The sequence below is a fragment of the Paenibacillus sp. FSL K6-3182 genome (assembly GCF_037976325.1).
Taxonomy (GTDB): Bacteria; Bacillota; Bacilli; order Paenibacillales; family Paenibacillaceae; genus Pristimantibacillus.
On the sequence record NZ_CP150265.1, the window covers coordinates 5,567,229 to 5,589,346 of the forward strand.

Consider the following 22,118-nt stretch of genomic DNA (forward strand, 5'->3'; position numbering starts at 1 on the left):
AACGCTAATTCAGTGTCACAAACCATTGTCAAAACCTCAAATATACTGCAATTTCTCGAAAATGAGGGTAGCAAAACCGCAAGTTAACCGCTTTTTCTTGAAAAAAAGCCCGAGAGCTACTTGACTTCCCTGTAGCGCCCGGGCGTAATGCCTTCGAACTTTTTAAATATGCGGTGGAAGGTATTCACATCGTTGTAACCGACCATCAGCGATATTTCGCTGACATTATATTTCTCACTGGTAAGCAGCAATTTGGCCTGCGCCAACCGCGTCTTGTTAATGTAGTCGAGCAGAGATTCGCCCGCAAGATCCTTAAACAGTTTGGAAACATACGACGGCGTCATGGAGAAGGCTTCCCCGATCATCGAAATGTTCAGGTTCTCGTCTTGGTAATACTCGTTAACATATTTCATGACCTTATCGATTAGCGGATTGCTGCAGTATTCGCGGTTATTATTAACGTAGCCGCACAAAAGCTCCAGCATATCGTATAGCTGGCTGCGCATCTCCCCAACCGTCTGGCATTGCATCAGGCGTTCGATGGCGCGCACTCCGTCAGGCATATCCGGCTTGCCCGCGATGCGGATTTCTCCGATTACTTTTTGCAGCGTTGCCATCAGATCGAACATGAGACATTTCGCTGTATGGAATGGATACGGCTCTGTCGTAACATTTTTCTGAACAATCTCCCCGACAAACGTTTTCGCCTTTTCGAGCTGGCCTTCGCGAACCATAACGATCAATTGCTGCTCGGCCTTGAGAGGATAAAAATAACCACCAGGAGCAGTCCCCTGGTTGTCGCTGCCGCTCAGGTCCGCATAATGAATAATGCCCCCGCTGCCTGCAATGATACGGTATTCCATCGCCTCGACCGCTTCCTGAAACGCCTGGAAGATGCCATATTCGCCCTCCTGCTGTGCACTGATGGCAGCGGTCAACTGGACATCGGCATGACTTGCGATGAACGACATCGTTTCTTCCGCGATGTGCTCCAGCTCCCCCCGCTGCTTCTCCGGCGAAACAAGCTGATGGTTGACGATGCAGGCGAGCAGCTCCTGGTCCAGTTCTACCGCATAGGCGTTAACGGACTTTCGCGCAACCTCCTCGACCACATTGGCGATCAGGAAGTGCAGCAACCGCTTGTTATGTACCTGATCCTCATCCTTACGATGGAACTTGCCGAAATGCTCGATGCGCAGCAAGATGACAGAAAATCCGCCCAGCGGGAAGCGCAGGTCATAGGCTGAGAACGATTCGTGCAGCGGGATATGGCTGTCGAGCTGCCCCTTCAGCAACCGCTGCAGGAAATGCGATCGGAGTGTATTGTTATGCTGATTCAGCTTGTTATGAAGCTCCTCCTTCTCATGGAAGGTGCTGCTCAGCGCCTGCTCCAGAAAGGAGTATTCATTAGAGCCGCGATCGAATGTAACACCTGCCTTGAACGACAAGCTCTGTATAAGCGCATGAATAGGCAGGTAGTTCCGCTTGAGCAGCCAATACGTCACACCACCGCCAATAATAAGGCAAAGCAAGATGCTTGCGATCGTCAATTGCTCTACCACGTTCATCTTCTGGTGGTATACGCCCGCCGGAAGCGTCATTACATATTTCCATCCCGTAATGGAGGAGGTCGTGTAGGATGCAACAAGCTTGCTACCGGAAGCCTCGATCTCCAGTTGCCCCGACTCTTCCGGCATATCGCCGTAGTGCAGAGCAGGTTCCGCCAGCGACTCGCCCGTAGACGCAATGAACCGGTTGTCTTCATCCAAAATAAAGATTGTGCCTTCCTCAGGCACCGACGCTTGCTCCAGCAGCTTGCTGCGGTCAATCATGAATAGCAAGACAGCTCCCGGCTGATTCATGATCGTTGACGTCGCATTTTGGGCATACATGACCGTAGGCCTCCACTCATTCTCTTCAGACACAACAACCGAGTGGTAGCCTTTAATGTACCATTGGTCAAAATATTCTTGAAACGACTGGAATGGCATTTGCTCTTCAAGGCGGATATGGTCGTATAACCCTTCGATGTTCATACGGTTGTTGCGGGCGATGACCGTATCGCTATTTTTGTAGTAAATATAAATGCCTTCAAGAAAATCGTTAGCGATTTCGTATACGCGCAAATCATTGGCGATTTGGTATATTTCATAGTGATCTGAATCAGACAACATGGGATCGGCAGAAATAAATGATGCGATTCGCCTGTTGAGGCTCACCTCGAGGCTCAGGTTCTCGATTCCTTTGAACTGGCTATCTATGGCTTGCTCCATCTGAACAAGAATGGATTGGTTGGCGCGGTTAATTTCGGCCTTTACAACGTTCAGCGTCGCGCCGTATATAACGCCGCTGATCAGAATGGGCACGAGCAGCACCGAAATGTATGAAAGCATCCAGGTCAGGAATACGCTGCGATTTTTGTGCCGGAGCTGCTTCAGATAGATCGTCCACCGGTTTCGAGTTTGGGCCATAGGTTCTCCTCCATGTTAGCTTTAGTCGGAGTCGGGACCGACGTCAATTCTTGTTAGAATGGCCGGACAACGAATATCCTCGACTTCCACTTTCTGATTGTTGATACATACCGCCGGAGACGGCCGGTATTCATATATGGCCTGTTGCTCCTTGCCGCATACACGATTGTAAGCGATTACACAATTCTCAGGTGCATAAGGAACCCGCTTGCCCAGCGTAATGCCATGACGACAATTCACAATCGTATTATTCACAACATGCGCGCGATAGACGCGCCAATGTTTCCTCATTTCCTGCTCCGTCGGAGCCTCCGGATAGCCGCCTGGACCCCCATCGTAGTTACCGCCGTCAATGAGCAGCGCATCCAACGTCAAGTTTTCCATATAATTATCAAAAATGTGATGGTCGTTGCCGTAAATGCGAAACCCGCCCATCTCTTCCTTCATGCCATCACCGATAAACACATTGTGATGAAAATGGTTTCCATGTCCGTGCCGTGCAGTCACTTGGCCGGCGGAGCTTTGGAATGTGTTGTACCGAATTGTATTATAGCAGCTTTTTACCGAAATAATCTCGGGCTCTCCGTCGCAATTTTCAAACAAGTTGTGTTGAATCGTAATATAACCGTTCGAGAGAGAGATTCCGGACAAGCCGAGCCGGATCGCTTCAAGCCCGTTGACAACTCGTGGGCCTATATGATGAAAATAATTATATTCAATAACATCATGCTGCGAAATTTGTTCCCCGTCGCCATCAAAAATGACGAGCGGTCCAAGGTCGGCCTTTGGCCCGAACTCGTTGCGTTCGATTCGGTTCCAGCCGCTGCCGCTTCCCATCACAGACAGCAGGCTATACTCCGCCCCAACCTGTCGCGGCTCAAATCTATTCCGCGCAATCCTCACATGCCGCGAACCGTCCAGAATGATAGATTCGCGCTGCTCGACCTGGAAATGCAGCCCCCATACCTCTACATAAGCAGAGTTCAAGATGCGTATACTTGATTCGCCAGCTATCGTCGCTTTTCCTTTATTGACAGCGCGAATGCTTAATATGGCGGTGTCCGATCCCACTTTGCCTTCAATAATATAGTCTTCATTCCGCTCGTAAACGCCGTCTGCCAACAAGATCGTGGAACCAGGTTCTGCCCGGCCCATGGCTGCCGCCAACTCGTCGCTACTCGACACCCAATAAATAGTAGTCATCTTCCCACCTGCTTCCTATTAAATAGGCTGATATGATCCGCAGCCTCTGCAGGATCATATCAGCAACTTCACAACCTCTATTATGAAAGATACGTTTCCCATGCCATAGTGTAAAAAAATGAAACAATCATAAAAAAGTAAACTGAGGCTTAAAAATAGCGAAAATAATCACCTTGCAACCTGTAAACCGCAACCTGCCGGTGGACAAAACATGAGAAAGGACGTATCCCGATATCAAATCGTGGATACGTCCCCATTGCAGTTGCCTGTTTACCAGCCCGCTTAACCGAAAAAAAAGTAGGCAACCTTCATCTCTTCTTCCTTCAACAGCAACTTTTGTGCTGCTTCAAGCAGAGGTGTGCGGTCATAGACAAGACTTTTCATTGCAATTTTGCCATCGGTAATCGTGAAATAGTGCGCTTCTTTCGACGGATCGTCGCGACGGCGGTAAGACACGCTTCCCGGATTCAGCCACAAACTGGCGTCGCTCAAATAATGAATGCATCTACGATGCGTATGTCCGAATATAATGCGGCGATCTCCTGCGGTTCCAGTTGCCTCGCCGCTGCGTTCCGCCCAGAAGGCGTCGTACTTGGGCAAGCTGTCAATCGTCAAATAGTTGTCGTACAGATGCTGCATCGTGTAACTATACCCGTCCATCTCGAATGTTCGGTAGACTGGTATGCTTTCTAGGAAGGAAATTTCCGCTTCACCGAGCAGCCTTGCATTGCAATGTGCCCACTTAATCCCATCCTCCGCCACATCATGACTTCTATTGCCGTTTCGGTATAGGTCGATAATAATGTCGTCGTGGTTGCCGCGAACGCAAATCGCATCGTTCTTATGCACCCATTCGATAACTTCCCGCGGGAAAGGACCGTAGTCTACGAGATCACCCGCGCAATAGATTAGGTCACAGCCTTGTTCTGCTTTGCGGATCGATTCCAATGCATAGACGTTGCTGTGAATATCCGAAATAATTAAAGCTTTCATAATCAGTTCAACTCCCAAAAATTCAAAATTCCCAGCAGTAACGTCACCGCTTCCGTCCGTGCAATGTATCCCCTGGCATGAAACGGTTGCGCTCCAGAGGATAAGCCATTAGCACCATGTCAGCCATCTCGGCGATGCCAACTTTACTCCCCTCGTCACCCGGCACGAACCCACTACAGCATTCGGATTTAAGTGTTCTCCCATTTGTCGAGCACACTCTCCCTCCTTTATATAAAAAGATGGAACTCTGATAAATCGTCAAAAGCTAAAACCGCCCTCATATATTTCTACTTCCTATCTGCAATTTCTGGAATGGGCATCAAATTTTAAAAAAGTCACTCATGAGAACGTACATTTTCGAGAAAAAGGGCACGTACGCTGCCTCATATTAGCTTCCATTAGCTTAAAAAATAGAGCAGGTTACCGTAGCACCTGCTCATCAATGTCTTTTATTCAACAATCGTGACTCGTTTGTGCTCGGCAACCCTCAAATGCAAGGGGGACGGGATGTTTTTCATCCTATTTAGAAGATTAAATGATTAACTTGCTATTCCTATCAATTTTCTTGCGAAATCCTTATACATAAAAAGTCCGGAAATTGTCTGATCATTAAGCTTGATATCACAAAGCAGAAATTGGTCTAATTATATACTGTTCACCTGCAACTGTAGGAAAAGAAATTTTCTTAATATGCTGCTCCGACTTAGCTATAACTACTCCATTATTGATAGCTTCAATTTCTACTTCAGCATCTATTGTACAATTGCGTCCTAGCTTTGAAACAAGCTTGGCCTGCGAAAGCCTACCGCTTGCCCATTCGATCCCTATCACGAATCCGCCGCGCGCACGCAAGCCTGTTATGCTTCCCGCCTGCCAAGTATCCGGCAAAGCCGGCAGCAGTTGCAGCTTCCCTGCATGTGACTGCAGCAGCATTTCAGCAATGCCAGCCGTTACCCCAAAGTTTCCATCAATCTGAAAGGGAGGGTGAGCATCGAAAAGATTCGGGTAAACTCCTCCAGTATGCCCTCTATCTGGGTCCCTCTCATCAACAATTCGCAGCAAATGACTAATTAATTTACGAGAACGGTTGCCTTCGCCAAAGCGTGCCCATAGTCCAACTTTCCATGCGAGACTCCAACCTGTTCCTTCATCACCCCGAATTTCTAAAGAGCGACGAGCTGCCTTGAACAAGTCACTATCGTGATCTTTCGTAAATTGACTGCCCGGATAAACACCATATAAATGAGAAACATGGCGGTGATGGGGATCCTCTTCATCGAAATCAACAGACCATTCTTGGAGTCTGCCTCCTCTTCCGATTCGAAGCGGAGCTAACTTATCTCTCTTGCTGAGCAGCTCCTTCTGCCACTCCTCATCCACCTGCAGCACTTCTGCAGCTTCAACGCAGTTTGTAAACAGCTCCCAAATAAGTTCTATATCCATAGCGCTTGCCGTCGACACACCAACCAAGCTGCCATTCGCAGGATTTTTGAATTTATGCTCGGGAGAAGTGGAAGGCGATGTGACTAACGAGCCTTGATGATCCTCCGTTAAATAATCACTTATGAACAGAGCCGCCTGCTTCATAATCGGATATGCACGCTCTTTAAGAAATAGGAGACTACCACCAAATAAATAATGCTCCCATAAATGACTGCATAGCCATGCTCCCGCCATCGGCCATAGTGCCCAGACTGGATCGCCATGCCCATAGTCGCCTACAGGCGCTGTTTGTGCCCAAATATCAGTATTTTGATGAGCTGTCCAGCCTCTTATGCCATAATGCACCTTGGCTGTCTCACTTCCTTTAATTTTCAAACTGTCAATCAAATCAAATAATGGGTCGTGACAATCGGGCAATCCGCAGGTCTCTGCAAGCCAATAATTCATTTGCGCATTAATATTCAGCGTCCAATTGCTGCTCCACGGCGCCCTCGTTTCTCGGTTCCATATCCCTTGAAGATTAGCCGGCTGACTTCCTTTCCGAGAGCTGGCAATAAGCAAATATCGTCCATATTGGAACAATAGCTCTATGAGTCCATGATCATCAGCCCCGTGCATCCTAATCCGTTTATTAATTGGTATCTCTGATTCATGTTCCGATGAAGCCGAATCTAATTGCAATTGGACACGATCAAACAAAGGCTTGTAGTCGGCAAGATGTTTATCCTTCAGCACATCGAAGGACTGTGCTGCCGCTAGCGATAATCGTCTTGCAACCTCCTCAGGCGGATTCTTCCCCTCATGAGTAGGCGACTTATCATAACCATTAAAGCTAGATGCAGCAGTCCATATAAGCATAACCGAAGAGGCTTTACTGACATGCAGACCGCTATCATCCAGCTCTATCAATCCACCATCCGCTGTTGCGGTTAGCCCCGCCTCAAAGCGAATAGCCTCACTTTCCACTTCTTCTTTATATACGATTGGGTTATCTGTACAATAATAGCTTGGATCCACATGATCCGGACAGCGGCCATTCATGACGAGACTATCGTCTCGCACAGACATTCGATATTTTAGCGGACTCTGCATCCTAGCAGAGAAGTTAAGCGACGAAGCTTTGCTGGCAGTTAATCTCATTACTAGTATCTTATCTGGGTAAGAACAGAACGTCTCACGAATGATTCGGTTATCTCCCACCTTAAACTCAACGCGGGCTATAGCAGTCCCCAAATCAAGGCTTCGTTTGTATTCGGTGGCTAGATCGCCATGATAAAAATCGAGTATGAGATCTCCTAACGGCAAGTAGGATTGTGTATAGGGGCCCAACATAGACTTCGCTAACTCGTCTGCTTCTTCATATCGCTCTTCTTGCAGCAGCTTCCTAACTTCGGGCAACACCGCTAATGAATTCGGATTATTATCTCCCATAGGGGGACCTGACCAAAGCGTATCCTCATTTAGTTGTAATCGTTCTCTTTCCACACCGCCGAAAATCATCGCCCCTAGATGCCCATTCCCAATAGGCAGCGCCTCTGTCCATACATCTGCCGGCTTGTCAAAATACATATTCATTCACGTTCACTCCTCTTTGTTGTTTCCCGATATCTGCCGGGGGTTACGCCAACATATTGTTTAAATACTTTATAAAAATGTCCTAGCCACACAAATATTTGAAACGTGATCTGCTTTCTGAAACGTCTGCTGAGTATGTCTGGTAAAGGACTGGTCATAGAGGTTCTTGTAACAGGATGTGAATTCGTTTTCATGTTTTCCTCCTTTCTATAGGCTTAATTATAAAACGTTTTCATTCAATGAATACAGATCATTTATAAGCACTTAGGTATCCGATATTAAGGTGCTTTACATAAAACATAAAAATCCCAAACCCCTAAGTTATTAGGGGATTTGGATTTTGCTTCAGTTGGGCTATTCGTTTGGTACGCCGTATCGGCCTAGCCTATGCTAATCGCATACTCCGCTTCCGCAGAAAGGGCCAAAATCTCTGGCTGGTGATCTTCCAGTGGTCTGGATGGCATGTAGATGTCTCTCTCCTTTAATAGAGGAGAAATTTTCAGAACAATCGAATGGCTCGCCAATTGATCACGAAATCTCTTTAAGCCTATTTTCCAAGGGACGCCGTTATAGAACTGATCTGCGACGCATTGTCCGGCAATATAGGCTTGTGCTACATCTCCTACGAAATTGACGATCAACGTGATTTCGCTCGCTTCATTGAATGCCGAAGCATCTATACGAATCTCCCATTCAGGTGCTGTTCCTTCTTGCCCCTTATCTTCGAATAAATAGTTGAAGAAATCTCCGTTTAGCGAAGAATCACGGATCCGCTTCCATGAGAATTCGACTTCACGAGTTAGCAGGATCGGCTTGAACGCCTGGAATATCCCCTCTTTGTCTTGTGAAGACTTCAACGAAACGCCCTGACAAGTGATGCTATGTTCAACAGGAGGATAAACAGCAAATGCCATCCGGTCGGCTTCAGTACCGCTAATGCGCAACCCTTTCTCCTTAAACACGACGTTTCCTTCGCATAGAATTAACCGTTCACCTCCAAATGCCCGGCCCTTCCACAGATGCAGGGACTGCTCTTCGGTTATTGTCAGCACCTTAACAACATGACTGGCAGCAGAGCGAACAGTGAATTCGCAGCCAGATCCCGGCTTCAGATCGGAAATGGCGAGCGTACCATCCTGCCGCACCAAAGTTCCCTCTTTCAATTCGACATCGGAAACGGTATCCGATTCGAAGGAGAATTCGGGGCACACGCCAGAAACCTCGAAGAATACATACAGCGTCTCCCCATCTCCGCGAAGCATGCATAACAGCTGTGCGGTCGCATATTTCAAACGTACACCGTCCATATCCATATGGAATGGCCAGAAGAAGTAACCGTCCTTCTTAAGCGTAAATCCATTTGCAGGAACGTTCAGCTCACCTCCGGGTAACCGCAATTCAACCTGTACGCCATCCTTGTCTTTCATCTCCGTTAGTCTCTGGTAGTTGTTGAAGAACAGGAAGCCGCTATCTCCTTGTGCTCTCGCAACGACGCGTACCGTCTCGTTATCCTCCAAGGATGAAGGCCGAACTTGCGGAAAAACCACAGCCATGGGCGCAAGCCTTTCTCCGAAATCGTGTAGAAATAAATGAAGCCGCTTTAGTATTCTATAAGAATCCCTGATTCCGCCAAACTCTCCGAGCGGCGCCTGGAAATCGTAGCTCCGTACGGGCAACTGATTGCCTTGGGGATTGGATTCTTGCATCGTTGAAAGTTCTCCGAGCGGCTGGGTTCCTCCATGATACATATAGTAGCCCAGCAGATTGCACCCGTTAGCTATCTTAATCATCGCCATCGCGCCAACGTCGTCCGCCTGTATGATGGGACGCCGATGATAGGTAATTTGCACGCCGCCCCCAAGCTCGCAAGAGCCATCGGGATAACGTTCGATGTCTTCCAAATCTTTAATATCAACGGCTTTCTCGCCGAACAGATCGCTGCCGATGCTCGGATCGTTCCGTACTGAATGGAAGAAATAATGCGGTCCTGGAGGCAGTTGGTTTGTATGCTTTTCCCAAGGATGATCCGGATAACCTCCGAATAACGGCAGCATTTCGTCCTTCGGAATCCGTGCTCCACCTGGGCCCCCCCAACCTGTAACCGTATATAAAGGAGCTTTCATGCCCAATCCTCGCGCGATACTCTTTAAGGCTCGCAAATGCTCGGGGTTATCCGTCAATTCGTTGTCGAATTGCATGCCGACGATCGAGCCGCCTTCTTGGAAGGACAACCCTTCGATCTGCTTGGCAATTTCCCCGTAAAACCTTCTAACATACCGCAAATAGTCATCATCGTTTGTCCGTAACGCGCATCTTCCATAGATCCAATCCGGAAATCCTCCATTACGGCATTCGCCATGCGCCCATGGGCCTATGCGAACAAGGACCTCCAATTCGTTCTTCTGACAGAACTGCACGAATTTCCTAAGTTCCTTGTCTCCCGACCAATCGAAGCGACCCTCTGTTTCTTCATGATAGATCCAGAATATATAAGTAGCGACGATCTGAATGCCGCCCGCTTTCATCTTAAGCAGCTCTTCCTCCCACTGTCCATGAGGAAACCTGGAGAAATGAAACTCCCCCATAACCGGCAGCCACGGCTTTCCTCCGCGGGTGAGATGCAAGCTGTTCACGTTGATTTCCTCTCCCGCCGGATTGGTGCCTCCCATTTTTAGATGACCTTCGATCAATACTGGCTTTCGTTGATTGCCAACATCTAGTAAGTATTTCATTGTTTCACTCCCCGAGTATGCGTCTTTCCAACCCATCCCAGCTGTTGCACTGGATTCGAGCGCTTGAATTAATTTTCACTTCCATCATAATTTTGGTATCCTACCTGAACAATGGGCATTTTTTAAGATCATTGTCCAAATCCGTCGAACTGTCTTATTCAAATATTAATCTCGTAGTCAGATATTTAGAAATCGAAACCGGTTGCTGACCAGAAGGCCATTAGAGTTCTGAACATGGCTTGTTGTCCATCTTCCTGCGTTCACATGCAAGCAACATCAACTTACTCACTTCTTCGCCCCTTACTCTAAAATCGATTGTCTGATCGACATTAGAGACAAGCGTCACGCTCATTCTCCGATCCTCTAGATTCCAGTTCAATATGGAGAGAGATAGTTAGATTTTTAGGTCGTTCTCATTTCTTAATATTCGAAGCAATGATGGATATGATCGTTTGACAAAGCCTATTGTTCCGAATATGATAATACTGACTAGTCAGTACAAAATAATAGGAGTTGATATTCATGCATGAAATGTACGAATTGAAAGCTATCTTTACGCCGAATGAAGGAAAACGCGGAGATTGGGCAAAACTGAAAGTGGAGTACGGCAATCTCGGGGATAGCGTCGAGATCGACAAATCGATCGTAAGAATTTCGGATTACGGGATTTACGATGCAATGAAACGCGAAGAAGATGGATCGTTCACATGGTCTTATCCAATTCCGTATGAGGCGCCGATCCAAACCTACGAGATCGAAGTGTATGCAATAGACAAGATAGGAAACAAGGGACCTAAGCAAACGGTTATCTTCACTGTTACCAGCTAAAAATTCCCTTTCACACGAAACCGACGGCAGCTCGAATGTCTGCCGTCGGTTGTTCCTCCTAATCTACCTTTTGTCCTCTTCGGTTAATATCTTCATCCAGCGACGCATTGTCATCAAAGCGAAAGTCTATCGAGAACTTGTCACTTGCCGATCCATTTCCCGTTTGTGAAGTCTGGGATCGCTACCGGCTGCCCGCCCATGGCAATCGAATCCTCGGTTAATGAGGATATACTCATCCACGAAGCCATATCATATACATCAATCGGCGTTTGCGCCTTGTTCCTGAAACTCTCGATGAAATCCCGGAAGACAAGCCAATCCATCCCGTCATGGCCTCCTTTAACTCCTTCCTGCAAATAGCTCTCCCACAGCGGATGTTCATATTGCTCGCGAAGGTGCTCGACGTTCCCCCATTGCGTCTTCCAATTCGATTCATACTGGTTATGCTGTCCATCTATGAATAAAGAATGGTTCTCCTCCATATACATTCCTTTTGTTCCCCTTACCGTAAAACCTCTTGAATAATATCTAGGCAATGTAGTATCCAATGTGAGTGTAATCGTTTCTCCGCGAGCGCACTGGATGATAGTCGTTACGATATCGCCTTGCTTAAACCGAGTACGAGCAAGCTCGCTATCCTTCCTCTTGCTTGTGATGTATTCCTGCATGCCTTCCGCCTTTGAGGCGAGAGACACAAGCGATACCATACGATTTCCTCTATTGATATCTAGTATTCTGGCGATGGGACCTAGCTCGTGAGTGGGATAATTATCGCAGTTTCTATGAATATATTCGTTCAGTCGATAATGACGGTTTTCTTTGCCATTAGCGATTTCATAACGCAGGTCGTGAAGATAACCTCCTGAGCAATGGACGATTTCTCCGAGAATACCTCGCTTTACCATATTTAATACCATGAGCTCATCGCGGCCGTAGCAGCAATTCTCCAGCATCATGCATGGAACCCTCGTTCGCTCATAAGCTTCTACCAGCTTCCAGCATTCCTGCATGGAATAAGCTCCTCCGACCTCGCAAGCGACATACTTCCCTTTCTCCATCGCTTCGATTGCGATAGGGATATGGGTGGACCAAGGTGTGCAGATCATGATGACGTCAACTGCCTCTTTATTCAGAACTTCCTTATAGTCACCAGTTTCAAAAGGTCGACTGCAGCCTGCCTTTTCAATCATATTAGCTGCCTGTTCGCGACGATCCTCGTGCAAGTCACAGACAGCGACGACTTCCACGTCCTCCATTTTCAGCAATATGATTTCCAAAAGCCCCGTTCCCCGTCCACTAAGCCCGATTAAGCCGATTTTCACTTTAGATTTCATCCTCGTGATCCCTCCGAATAATAGCTGCTTGCCCCTTATCGATCGCAAGGTGCTCTGCCTTCATTGATATCGTCTTTACGATTGCGACTGCCTTGTCTGCCATTGTATTCCCGCGAATTTCAACTCCGCTGCATGCCCGTAAGCGGATGATTTCTTGCGAATCAGCGTATTCTCCGCCCATATCGCCGTTCCTTGAGATCTGGTTATCCGCAACAATTAAATCGTTTGTGCTCTTCGCATCCAATAATGGGGAAGCGTCCAATTCAAAGCGGTTATTACTAATCACAACGTTGCTGTGCACGGGAGCATCCACTGATACAACCGTGTTCTCCGGTTGAATCAAAATGACCGGCTGATTACCGTTACCACAAGCGACAAACCGATTTCCCCTTATCTGGACATCGCGAACCATCCCCGATTCATACCAGCTTACCGCATCGTCGGCGATGAGAATCGCGCTCATATGCAGCTTCTCGAACAGATTATTCTCGATGGTCACTTTACGGCGCGTTGTCACTAGAATTCCACGAGTCGGTATTCTCTTGAAGACATTTCCGCTTATGGATACTTCGGGCGTCCATGTGATATTCTCGATGACATCCTCGTCCCCGATCATTCTCGATACCGGAGCATCCAGCGTCAGTTCGGCTTCACGCAGACTACGCTGCTTGATGTCGACAACATGACGGGTAGCATAAGGTATTAACGAGCTAGCCGAAATAAAATCAATCTCATCGCCCAAATGGAAGGCGCTGAATCCGTAGCTTTGCGGATGCATAAACCGCACGCGAATGCGTCTCTCGTCCTCTGCGCCAATGATTTTTAGATGGGTACCGTGAATATTGATGGCATCATCGTGCGCACCCTCGAATAAGCAATCGTTGATCGATATTTTTCCTTTCATACCGGAAAGATGAACAAAATCGGCGAACGCCGCCGCTGTTCGTCCATGGGAAGGATCAGGCGCCAATCGCAAGCCCTCCAAAGTCAAGTTTTCGCTGAATTGCCCGACGATCCCAAGCCCATGCATATATTGCATCCAGACATGACGCCAAGTAATATTCCGGCAGCCAACGATCAGAGCACCAACCTGATCCCGAATGCCGTCGCGCATTTGAAACACATGACCAACCTTCGTGATCGGAGCTGCCGATACAAACCAAAGCCGAAGCTTACCGAGCTCCATCTGTTCGACATGGCTGACCAACGTGATCGGGTTGGGCACTCTCCAGGTCCGGTTGCTCACCGGGTCAAATTCCTGGGCAGGGCCCCCGCGGTAAGACCAATCTTCATCAGTCCAATAAAGCTTATCGTCCATCAACAAATAATAAGAATCCGGATGAACCTCCACCTCCCAATAGTTTTCGAAGATCGCGACGATTCGCATTTCAGATATAGTCGGCCGGACGAAATCGATCGTCAGGTTCCTTATTTCCACGTCGACGCAGCCGTCCATGACGATCGGCGTCATTTTCCCGTGAAACAGCAGTCGCGAGCCATTCCCTTCCACATGAATTCGTTTTGCCCCTTTAAACCAGAGGCCTATCGTTTTGATCTGATGGGGATGCTCCTTTTCGCTAGCCGTATTCGAGACGTAGTAAGGTTCTTTGCTAGCGTTATTGGCATACAAATCATATCTTCCCGGCGGAAATTCGATTACCGTCGGCCCATCCTCGGCCGAAGCGGCAACGATCGCAGCCTGTACGGACCTAGTCGCATCCTCGCAAGAATCCGGGATCGCTCCGTAATCAGTTACCCGAAACAGACGGGGCGCCGGATCGTTTCCTATCACATTTGCTTGACCTCGCATGCTTCATCTCCCAGTGTGATCGACTTTTCACTACACCCATTTCCTACGACAAACTGCGCTTGAACGCCATCGAATCAATTGTTGAAGCTGCAATGAGCGCCCCCTCGTCTCCTTCGTCCGCTCATTCTCTATTTATTGCTGCGATGGAATGATTGATATCGCCATTCCCGGCGCTAGAGAAAGCTCCAGCAACCCTCCCACAATTCGTTGACCAAGTTGCGCTTCCGATAATCCTTCAGCCGTAATTCGGTAGATATCAACGGCAGCTACTTCGTTCCAATCAGGCGGAAGCGACCAAGCCTTCTTCGAGTATCCACTCTTGCTGAATGCGATTAATTCCGGTTGCACTTGCCATAAAGCAGGGAACAGCACGTCGTCTCCTACGCGCAGCGGCTTGCTGTCTCGACGAACGGAGTGATCCGCTAGATGAACGGAATGCCCTCCCGAATAATGAACGACCCTGTTATCGCCCTCGCCCTCTATCTTAATGCGATCAAGCGAGTTCAAATACTGGTATTGAAGCATTCTTGTACAGATCTGCTCCATGAAGATATCGTGCCAATCCTCGCGTGAAACTTCGTTGCCTTGATCCCAGAATACATCCTCGCCATGCACGCCCGCGCCGAACAAGAACTCCAGATCATGTCTGCGAGGAATGCCCGGTTTAGAGTAATCTCGAATAGCAGCTCCGCTCAGCAGCTTGGCGGGTCTCTCCAGAAAATGCTTCTCCTGGTTCTGATCAAACCACCAGCACCACGGTTGCAATCCGATGAACGGATCGTTGCGATGATGGGCGAAGTTTTCGCTTGTCACATCAATCCCGCGACTTCGGAAATAGCGAATCGTCCGGCGCATGTAGGAGGACTCCTCCTCCTGGGAGACGCCTCGGAAAACATTCGCTCTCGGAAAATAAGCGTCCAGGTGTACCGTGCCGGCCTTATCAAGCTCGAGCAGCGAGATCAACTTCTCGATTCGCTGGACGATTTTCCCGCTCTCCCATTCCTTCTTATAAAAAATTTGATAGGCAGCCATATTATTATAGTTACCGATTTGAAGCAAAGAACCATCTTCGTTACGCGAAATCAGATCATGCTCCATGTAAAGATCCCAATGCGGGCTATTATCGTAGGCGTCCGTCATATTGACATGAACGCTGACTGTTGTGTTATAACGTTTGGCTGCTTCCGCCAACCACAAATAGCTGTCCTTCGCAGTCGAATCCTGCGGCCTCTTCAAATGGACATTCACTTCATCCCAGGCAGGGTATCTGTCATCGTGACCATTATACTGCCATCCGACCAAGTAAATGATTTTCGGAATGCCTCTGGTAAGCCGATCGATGTCCACAATATATCGAAGCGCCTGTTCAAACGTACAAAACACCTTCGACCCGCCTTTACCGTCCGGAATCGCCATGCCTAGCTTCATTGTCAGCGTCTGACTATAATCGAAATTGTAAGGGCTCTCCGGTTGCATCGTTTCTTGCCAATCGTAATATTCCCCCGGAATGAATCTCCACGCTTCATTAGTATCTATTGAGTTAGTCATCCTGGCCTCTTCCTTTCTGTAATGAAGAAACCTGACAGCGCCACACATCGACGCTGTCAGGCTTCGCATTTCTTTTTACTTGGATACTTGAGCGTTCATCATATCCACGATCGATTGATAATCGCCAATATCCGAAAGCTCCTTCTTAAATGCATCCCATTCGGAGAGATTTCTCTCGCCAAGAAGGAATTTATAAATATTTTCGTCCAAATACGTTTGTACCGCGGTCATGATTTGCGCTTTCTTCGCTTCGTCATCTTTGCTCAGACGAACGACCGGTGCTTGTTCATACGGAGCAATGGCCGTTTCCGAACTTGTGAATTTGCCCATTCCCTCTTGAGGACGCATCTCCTCGAACTGACCCTTGGCGAAAAATTGCACTTTTTTATAAGCGATATAGTCAGTAGAATAATTTTGCGGGGCGAAGACGAAACCTTGACGCGTTGTACCATCGCCATTTAAGTCTTTTTTCTCTTGCCAGTCTCCGTTTTTGTTGATGAATTCCTTTTTACCTTCGACCATTTGGTAGGTTTTCCCTTCAACGCCCCAATGCATCAAATCAATCATTTCATCCGAATACTGATAATCGAGCATCTTGACGATAAGTTCCGGATATTTCGTGTTTTTGGAGACCATGACGCCGTAGTTGGCATAAATGGTATGACCCAAGAGGGCCGGCCCCAACACCCACTGATCGCCGTACTTTTCGTTTTTCGGATTGACCGCTGCTCCCCATGAGACGCCTTGGTCCGGAACGGAATATTGCTCCCACCAACCTGCCCACGCCAACGGAAGCATGAAGGACTTGCCGGTCGTTACTTTCGCCTTCAATTGATCTTGAGACTGGCTCAGGAACTCGGGATCGAGCAGCTTCTCGTCGTACAATTTGCGAATATACATTAAACCTTCTTTGAAAGACTCCTCAGTCGGTCCGTATACGTATTTCTCGCCGTTCCAGTAAATATCGCTTTTCGTATGGTTCGAGAGAGCTAACGCGTCTATGAATTTTGGCCATTCCTGCGAATTGACCGGATAGGAATCCGGATACAGCTCTTTCAGCTTAACGGCCGCATCGTAGAATTCATCCCAGTTTTCCGGAACTTTGATATTATGTTTCTGGAAAACATCGAACCGGTATAACGCTGGGTATGCGGAACCCGCTAACCCCGTATCGTTCCGGAATCCATCCCCGAAGAAAAACATTTTGCCTTCCGGTGTATACATACTCTTGTCCGAGAACTTTGTAGACTCCAAATAAGCTTTATAGTTTGGAGCGTACTCGTCCAGGTAAGGCGCAATGTCCAAGAGGGACCCTTGGTTGCCGAATTGGAACATGACTTCGGCATCCTTCACACCCGACATAATGTCCGGTGTATCGCCGCTGGCCAGCGTCAATTTTATTTTCTCCGGATAGTCGTCACTGTTCACATAGATCCATTTAATATCAAGCTTTTTGCCGATATGCGCTTCCATCTTTTCCTTCCAGAGCTTATAGAGCTCGGTATCCTTCGGATCGTCCCCGAAGCTGGACATGTAAGCGTTAATCTTGATCGTTTCCTCAGCCGGTTCGGATGGCTTGGATGTCTCACCGGAATTGCTGTTGTTTGTTTGCTCTGACGGTTTGTTGTCTCCTTTGCTGCAGCCAGCAAACACGAGTGTCGCAACGAGCAGAAAACTAAGCACTAGAACCATTTTTTTCTTCAAAGCATAACCCCTCCATGAATAGTATTTGTTAATCTATGTTTAATTTCAGATCAACCGCTGTTAGCCTTTCACCGAACCGATCATCATTCCGGACACAAAATGCTTCTGCAATAGCGGGTAGACGAACAGAATCGGTAATATCGTGACGATGATAGACGCCATCCTAATGTTTTTGGTATTCAGATTGTACGTCTCGAGGAATCGTTGCAACCCGCCTGAACTCGTATCATCCTTCAGTTCGATTACCATCCTGCGCAAGAGCAACTGGATGGGATGGCTGCTTTCGTCATTGAGAAAGATCATTGGTTCAAACCACATGTTCCAGAACATGACTGCACCGAATAGCGCAAATGTCGCCAGCAGCGGCTTGGATAATGGCATATATATGCGAAACAGAATGCCGAGATCATTCGCTCCATCCAGGTAAGCGGATTCCCGCAACTCCTTGGGGACATCTTGGAAGAAAGTACGGAAAATGATGATATTGAATGCGCTCATTGCAACTGGCAGTACGATCGCCCATATCGTATTGAACAAATGCAAATCCCTGATAAGAAGGAAGTGCGGAATAAGTCCCCCACTAAATACCATCGTTATGATCACGTATAAGACCAACGGTTTACGAAATACGAATTCGTTGATTGCTAACGGGTAGGCGAATAAGGAGGTCAGCAGCAATTGAAGAAAAGTGCCGATGACTAAGAACTCAATCGTATTCATATAAGCATTCAAGATGTTTTTATCCTGTAAAATGAATTTGTAGCTGTTAAAGTCAAATCCTCGCGGATACCAAGTAATCTTGCCCTGAGCAACTAAGGTGGGATCGCTAATCGAAACAGCAAACGTATTTAATAGCGGATAAAGCATAACAATACATAGCACGATCATAATCGTGTAATTAATAATATCGAAAGCTTTAGACCCAAGCCCTTCATTATATACTTTCAATGTATCCCCTCCTTACCATAAACTGTTTTCAGATACTTTCTTGGAAAAGTAATTCGCAAATACAATTAAAACAAGACTGATCACGGAGAGCATCAAACCGACCGCGGCGCCATATTCAAACTGTCCGCCTTGCACGCCTACCCGATAGACGTAAGTTTCGATAACGTCCGCCGTTTCGTAAATTTTCGGATTGTACATGAGAAGCACTTTTTGAAAATCCGTGCTTAGAATACTTCCTAGCTTCAGAATGAGCATGACCGCTGTCGCGGGGATAATTGCCGGCCATGTGACATATCTCAGTCTCTGCCAACGATTCGCGCCGTCTATGACCGCTGCTTCGTGTTGCGCCGGATCGACACCGGTAAGCGCTGCCAAATAGATGATGGCTCCATAGCCCAATTCCTGCCATATACCCGCACTAATGTAAATCGGTCGGAAAGCTTCCGATATATACAGCAGCGTCCTTGGTTCCGCCCCAAACCAAAACAGAATTTTATTGACGATCCCCTCTACTGAAGTAAATTCATGAACGAAGCCGACAACGATTACCGCGGATAGAAAATGCGGGAAATAAGTAATCGTCTGCACAGCCCGCTTAAAAAATTTGTTGCGAAGTTCATTCAATAATAAAGCAAATAGGATTGGAGCCGGAAAACTGAAAATCAAAGAATAAAAAGCAAGCAATAGCGAGTTTTTAGTAATCCTCCAACTCATCGGACTATCAAAAAACGCCTTAAAATGGTCGAAGCCGACCCAAGGACTTCTTAAGAAGCCCAACGATGCGTCATAACTTTTAAAAGCGATTGTAATTCCATACATGGGTAAATACTTAAAAACTAGAATAACCAGAAATCCAGGCAGCACCATTAGGATCAAGTAGCGCTGCTTCCAACATTTTCGCAGAAAGCTTTGTTTTTTTCTGAGTTGCAGATTATGCGCAAGCTGTTGATTCTGCAAATTTCACCCCTCCAGTACACATATACATAATGTCATTAAAATGTAAGCCCTTTCGAAATGCAGCTGATCATCTCACCAAGCCCACATCGTTCTTGGTGACCTCAGCATACGGGAGAAGATGATTTTTAAGCAATTATCAACTATTAATATCGTTTGAATAATTTCATTTCGATCGAAAATCGATTGTATGTTAAAGAACGAAAATCGCTCCTGCATACGAAATATGGGAATGTCATTTATTAATGTGCTGTTCATTATTTCAGCTGCGCATGACAGCCAAGAATTATCCCCTTATAATGATGGAAAGCGCAACCCGCTTTATGCAAGCGGTTACAAAATAAAGATTAGAAACCGATCTACCTTATAGAAAGAAAAAAGGGGGGCTCCCAACTTGAACAGATTATTCCGAACTGTTTCCACTCGATATCACAGAAGCAGCGTTCTGTTTAAGCTGCTCATCGTCAACATGATTTTTATCATTCTGCTCACCACTCTGCTTGGGTTCAACTACTCGTATTTGAAAACAAACGTCAAGGAACAAGTTGTGCGAACGAATGAAGGCTTCCTGAAGCAATTGTCCGGGGACTTGTCTGGTGAATGGTTGGAGATTCGCAACATGATTTACAATTTCAGCGTTAGCTTGGATACGAAGCTCCTGTCCAACAATCCCAAAAATTCGCGTTCTTATTACCCCACGTTAATGGCATACAAAAACAAAATAACGCAATCGAATCTGCAGCTTCCGTTCCGGGCGCAGATCTCCACTTACTTCCCGAATCAGGACTTGGTGATCAGCAGTGACGGAACGCGTAGTTTGAGCGTCTTCTATAAGAATCTGGATGTTAAAAACGGTGGTGAAACCTGCCGTTGTCTGCTGCAAAACGAATTGGAGCATCTGTATAATTTCCGCAATACTATCGTGTTCTCATACCGGCTTTTCCCGGAAGGCTATATATTCGTACAAATCGCCAAAGCGGAGCTGCTCGCTTATCTGAACAATCAGACAATGTTGCTTGATAACGTTATCGTGATAAGCGATAGGGAAAATCAACTTTTTGTAAGTACAGCTACACTTGATCCAGCAATCGCCGAGCAACGGCTTCCTGAGCTAAAAGGTCCGCTCATCATTAATGGAAATAAATATACGCCTATTTCTCAAACAGATCCATTGTTCACTTACACCGTTTTGTTCTCGGAAAGCCAGATGCAGGAAAAGCTTAAAAAGGCCAACGGGTACACCTTCGTCTTGTTTGCCCTTTTCTTCGCCGTTAATTTGGGATTTCTGTTCGTCAACTGGTCCATGTTCAGGCCGCTAAGGCTCATGGCGAGAACATTCAATCAATGGACGACGGGCCCTGCTACGAAAAATGAATTCGCGATTCTCTCAGATACGTTCAAGGAACTAAATTCCGCCACAGTCTCCATGAAACAGGAGATCACGGAGCAAGCCGACATCTTGGAGCATAACGCGCTGCTTCGGCTGTCAACGGACGAGAATTATACGATGAAGCCCCACATAAACCGGATGCTGTCCGTGAAGTATGATTCCTATGCCATACTCACCGTCATTGAAGAAAGCAACCAAGGCCAATCCGTTACCTTGTATGCTCCATTACTGGAAGCGGCGTTAAGTCAATCCCGACCGTACATTCGACTGCATGCCCATAGCGATAAATCTATATTTATCACAAGCTGCTCCGACACGAACGCACTGGAAGCTCTGGTTTCCCGCGTCTTTGATAGCTGTCCCGATCCGGTAGACAACATACTTGTATTCTGCGGTATCAGCTCCGTTCATACACGGCTAGAGGACATCGGCAAAGCACTTCGTGAATCGACTGACGCGATTGACAAGCATGTCCCCAATCTAACCCATTTAAAGAGCGTTATTCTATATCAAGATCGGAACAGCGATCAAGCGGCGGTCATCCACTTGTCCATCGATAAGGAGCAAGAACTTGTCAACTACACCCTTAAAGGAAATACGGAAACGCTACAGCAATTTTTCGATAAAACGATACAAAAGACGTTCAAAAATTTAACATTTGAACAGTTCCGGAACATGCTTCGTTACCTCCACGACCTGCTGCTTGTCATCATGAACAGTAAGAAGATCAGCGTCGAAGAGGTGTGGGACGTTCCGCCGGCATTTTCGCATACGTACCATCTCCAGTATTTATTCCGGCAGATCCAAGAGGGATATTTTCTCGTGGCTAAGCGATCCGCCCTGCCGATTACGCCTCTTCTGGAGCAGATCAACCAATATATTGATAAGCATTATGCCAATCCGGATTTATCGTTAACGCTTATTGCCGAACATCTGGCTATCACTCACGTGTATTTATCGACATATTTTAAGAAGCACTCCGGCTACAACTTAAACTACTACATGCACCTTGTTCGCATCCAAGCTGCAATTCGCCTTATCCAGTCTCATCCGAATATGACCATGAAGGATATCGCGGAACAAGTCGGATACTCGAATGCCGGAACGTTCATCCGGCATTTCAAGAAAATCTCTGGGACGACGCCCACGCAGCATGTCAGGTTACAGCAGGAATAGAAATAAACA

At 47.0% G+C, this 22,118-nt stretch carries 15 protein-coding genes; 3 read left to right on the forward strand and 12 right to left on the reverse strand.

Annotated elements, in window-relative coordinates; translation table 11 throughout:
* Window positions 1-116: 116 nt before the first annotated feature.
* The 6 genes from MHH56_RS24565 to MHH56_RS24590 form a co-directional block, all read right to left on the reverse strand.
* Window positions 117-2,471 carry an AraC family transcriptional regulator gene (locus MHH56_RS24565; protein ID WP_339204283.1) on the reverse strand — a complete coding sequence of 785 codons (2,355 nt, stop codon included), beginning with the start codon at window positions 2,469-2,471 and terminating at the stop codon, window positions 117-119.
* Between the two features lie 21 nt (window positions 2,472-2,492).
* The gene (locus MHH56_RS24570) at window positions 2,493-3,674 is read right to left on the reverse strand and encodes a polysaccharide lyase 6 family protein (protein ID WP_339204284.1); all 1,182 of its coding nucleotides are present in this window, start codon (window positions 3,672-3,674) and stop codon (window positions 2,493-2,495) included.
* A gap of 282 nt (window positions 3,675-3,956) precedes the next feature.
* Entirely contained in the window at window positions 3,957-4,667 is a 711-nt protein-coding gene (locus tag MHH56_RS24575; RefSeq protein WP_339204286.1) for a metallophosphoesterase family protein, read from the reverse strand.
* Window positions 4,668-4,710: 43 nt separating this feature from the next.
* Window positions 4,711-4,833: a hypothetical protein gene (locus MHH56_RS24580; RefSeq protein WP_339204287.1), complete on the reverse strand. Its 123-nt coding sequence runs from the start codon at window positions 4,831-4,833 to the stop codon at window positions 4,711-4,713.
* A gap of 455 nt (window positions 4,834-5,288) precedes the next feature.
* Window positions 5,289-7,685, reverse strand: a complete 2,397-nt coding sequence (locus MHH56_RS24585; protein ID WP_339204288.1) for a glycoside hydrolase family 95 protein — start codon at window positions 7,683-7,685, stop codon at window positions 5,289-5,291.
* A 380-nt stretch (window positions 7,686-8,065) separates the two neighbouring features.
* Complete coding sequence (locus MHH56_RS24590) at window positions 8,066-10,417, reverse strand: beta-galactosidase (RefSeq protein WP_339204289.1); 2,352 nt, start codon at window positions 10,415-10,417, stop codon at window positions 8,066-8,068.
* Window positions 10,418-10,939: 522 nt separating this feature from the next.
* Between MHH56_RS24590 and MHH56_RS24595 the strand changes: the two genes are divergently transcribed.
* Window positions 10,940-11,245: a hypothetical protein gene (locus tag MHH56_RS24595; RefSeq protein ID WP_339204291.1), complete on the forward strand. Its 306-nt coding sequence runs from the start codon at window positions 10,940-10,942 to the stop codon at window positions 11,243-11,245.
* A 140-nt stretch (window positions 11,246-11,385) separates the two neighbouring features.
* Here MHH56_RS24595 and MHH56_RS24600 read toward each other — a convergent pair whose 3' ends face one another.
* The 6 genes from MHH56_RS24600 to MHH56_RS24625 form a co-directional block, all read right to left on the reverse strand.
* Window positions 11,386-12,579, reverse strand: coding sequence for a Gfo/Idh/MocA family oxidoreductase (locus MHH56_RS24600; RefSeq protein WP_339204292.1), 1,194 nt, complete (start codon window positions 12,577-12,579; stop codon window positions 11,386-11,388).
* On the reverse strand, window positions 12,569-14,389 hold the full coding sequence (locus tag MHH56_RS24605) for a right-handed parallel beta-helix repeat-containing protein (protein WP_339204293.1): 1,821 nt from the start codon (window positions 14,387-14,389) through the stop codon (window positions 12,569-12,571). The genes MHH56_RS24600 and MHH56_RS24605 overlap by 11 nt, the downstream gene beginning before the upstream one ends.
* 132 nt (window positions 14,390-14,521) lie before the next feature.
* Window positions 14,522-15,937: an endo-alpha-N-acetylgalactosaminidase family protein gene (locus tag MHH56_RS24610; protein ID WP_339204294.1), complete on the reverse strand. Its 1,416-nt coding sequence runs from the start codon at window positions 15,935-15,937 to the stop codon at window positions 14,522-14,524.
* A gap of 75 nt (window positions 15,938-16,012) precedes the next feature.
* Window positions 16,013-17,641 (reverse strand): extracellular solute-binding protein, encoded by a 1,629-nt coding sequence (locus MHH56_RS24615; protein ID WP_339204295.1) that lies wholly within the window; start codon window positions 17,639-17,641, stop codon window positions 16,013-16,015.
* Between the two features lie 60 nt (window positions 17,642-17,701).
* The gene (locus MHH56_RS24620; RefSeq protein WP_339204296.1) at window positions 17,702-18,589 is read right to left on the reverse strand and encodes a carbohydrate ABC transporter permease; all 888 of its coding nucleotides are present in this window, start codon (window positions 18,587-18,589) and stop codon (window positions 17,702-17,704) included.
* 12 nt (window positions 18,590-18,601) lie between these two features.
* Window positions 18,602-19,546 carry an ABC transporter permease subunit gene (locus MHH56_RS24625; RefSeq protein WP_339204297.1) on the reverse strand — a complete coding sequence of 315 codons (945 nt, stop codon included), beginning with the start codon at window positions 19,544-19,546 and terminating at the stop codon, window positions 18,602-18,604.
* Window positions 19,547-19,775: 229 nt separating this feature from the next.
* Between MHH56_RS24625 and MHH56_RS24630 the strand changes: the two genes are divergently transcribed.
* Both MHH56_RS24630 and MHH56_RS24635 read left to right on the forward strand, forming a co-directional pair.
* Window positions 19,776-19,913: a hypothetical protein gene (locus tag MHH56_RS24630; protein WP_339204298.1), complete on the forward strand. Its 138-nt coding sequence runs from the start codon at window positions 19,776-19,778 to the stop codon at window positions 19,911-19,913.
* A gap of 24 nt (window positions 19,914-19,937) precedes the next feature.
* Window positions 19,938-22,109 carry a helix-turn-helix domain-containing protein gene (locus MHH56_RS24635; RefSeq protein ID WP_339204299.1) on the forward strand — a complete coding sequence of 724 codons (2,172 nt, stop codon included), beginning with the start codon at window positions 19,938-19,940 and terminating at the stop codon, window positions 22,107-22,109.
* Window positions 22,110-22,118: the final 9 nt, after the last annotated feature.

Excerpts from the sequence above, each read along its gene's own strand:
- MHH56_RS24565 (WP_339204283.1), bottom strand. The coding sequence starts at position 2,471 with ATGGCCCAAACTCGAAACCGGTGGACGATCTATCTGAAGCAGCTCCGG.
- MHH56_RS24570 (WP_339204284.1), bottom strand. The coding sequence starts at position 3,674 with ATGACTACTATTTATTGGGTGTCGAGTAGCGACGAGTTGGCGGCAGCC.
- MHH56_RS24575 (WP_339204286.1), bottom strand. The coding sequence starts at position 4,667 with ATGAAAGCTTTAATTATTTCGGATATTCACAGCAACGTCTATGCATTG.
- MHH56_RS24585 (WP_339204288.1), bottom strand. The coding sequence starts at position 7,685 with ATGAATATGTATTTTGACAAGCCGGCAGATGTATGGACAGAGGCGCTG.
- MHH56_RS24590 (WP_339204289.1), bottom strand. The coding sequence starts at position 10,417 with ATGAAATACTTACTAGATGTTGGCAATCAACGAAAGCCAGTATTGATC.
- MHH56_RS24595 (WP_339204291.1), top strand. The coding sequence starts at position 10,940 with ATGCATGAAATGTACGAATTGAAAGCTATCTTTACGCCGAATGAAGGA.
- MHH56_RS24600 (WP_339204292.1), bottom strand. The coding sequence starts at position 12,579 with ATGAAATCTAAAGTGAAAATCGGCTTAATCGGGCTTAGTGGACGGGGA.
- MHH56_RS24605 (WP_339204293.1), bottom strand. The coding sequence starts at position 14,389 with ATGCGAGGTCAAGCAAATGTGATAGGAAACGATCCGGCGCCCCGTCTG.
- MHH56_RS24610 (WP_339204294.1), bottom strand. The coding sequence starts at position 15,937 with ATGACTAACTCAATAGATACTAATGAAGCGTGGAGATTCATTCCGGGG.
- MHH56_RS24630 (WP_339204298.1), top strand. The coding sequence starts at position 19,776 with ATGTCATTTATTAATGTGCTGTTCATTATTTCAGCTGCGCATGACAGC.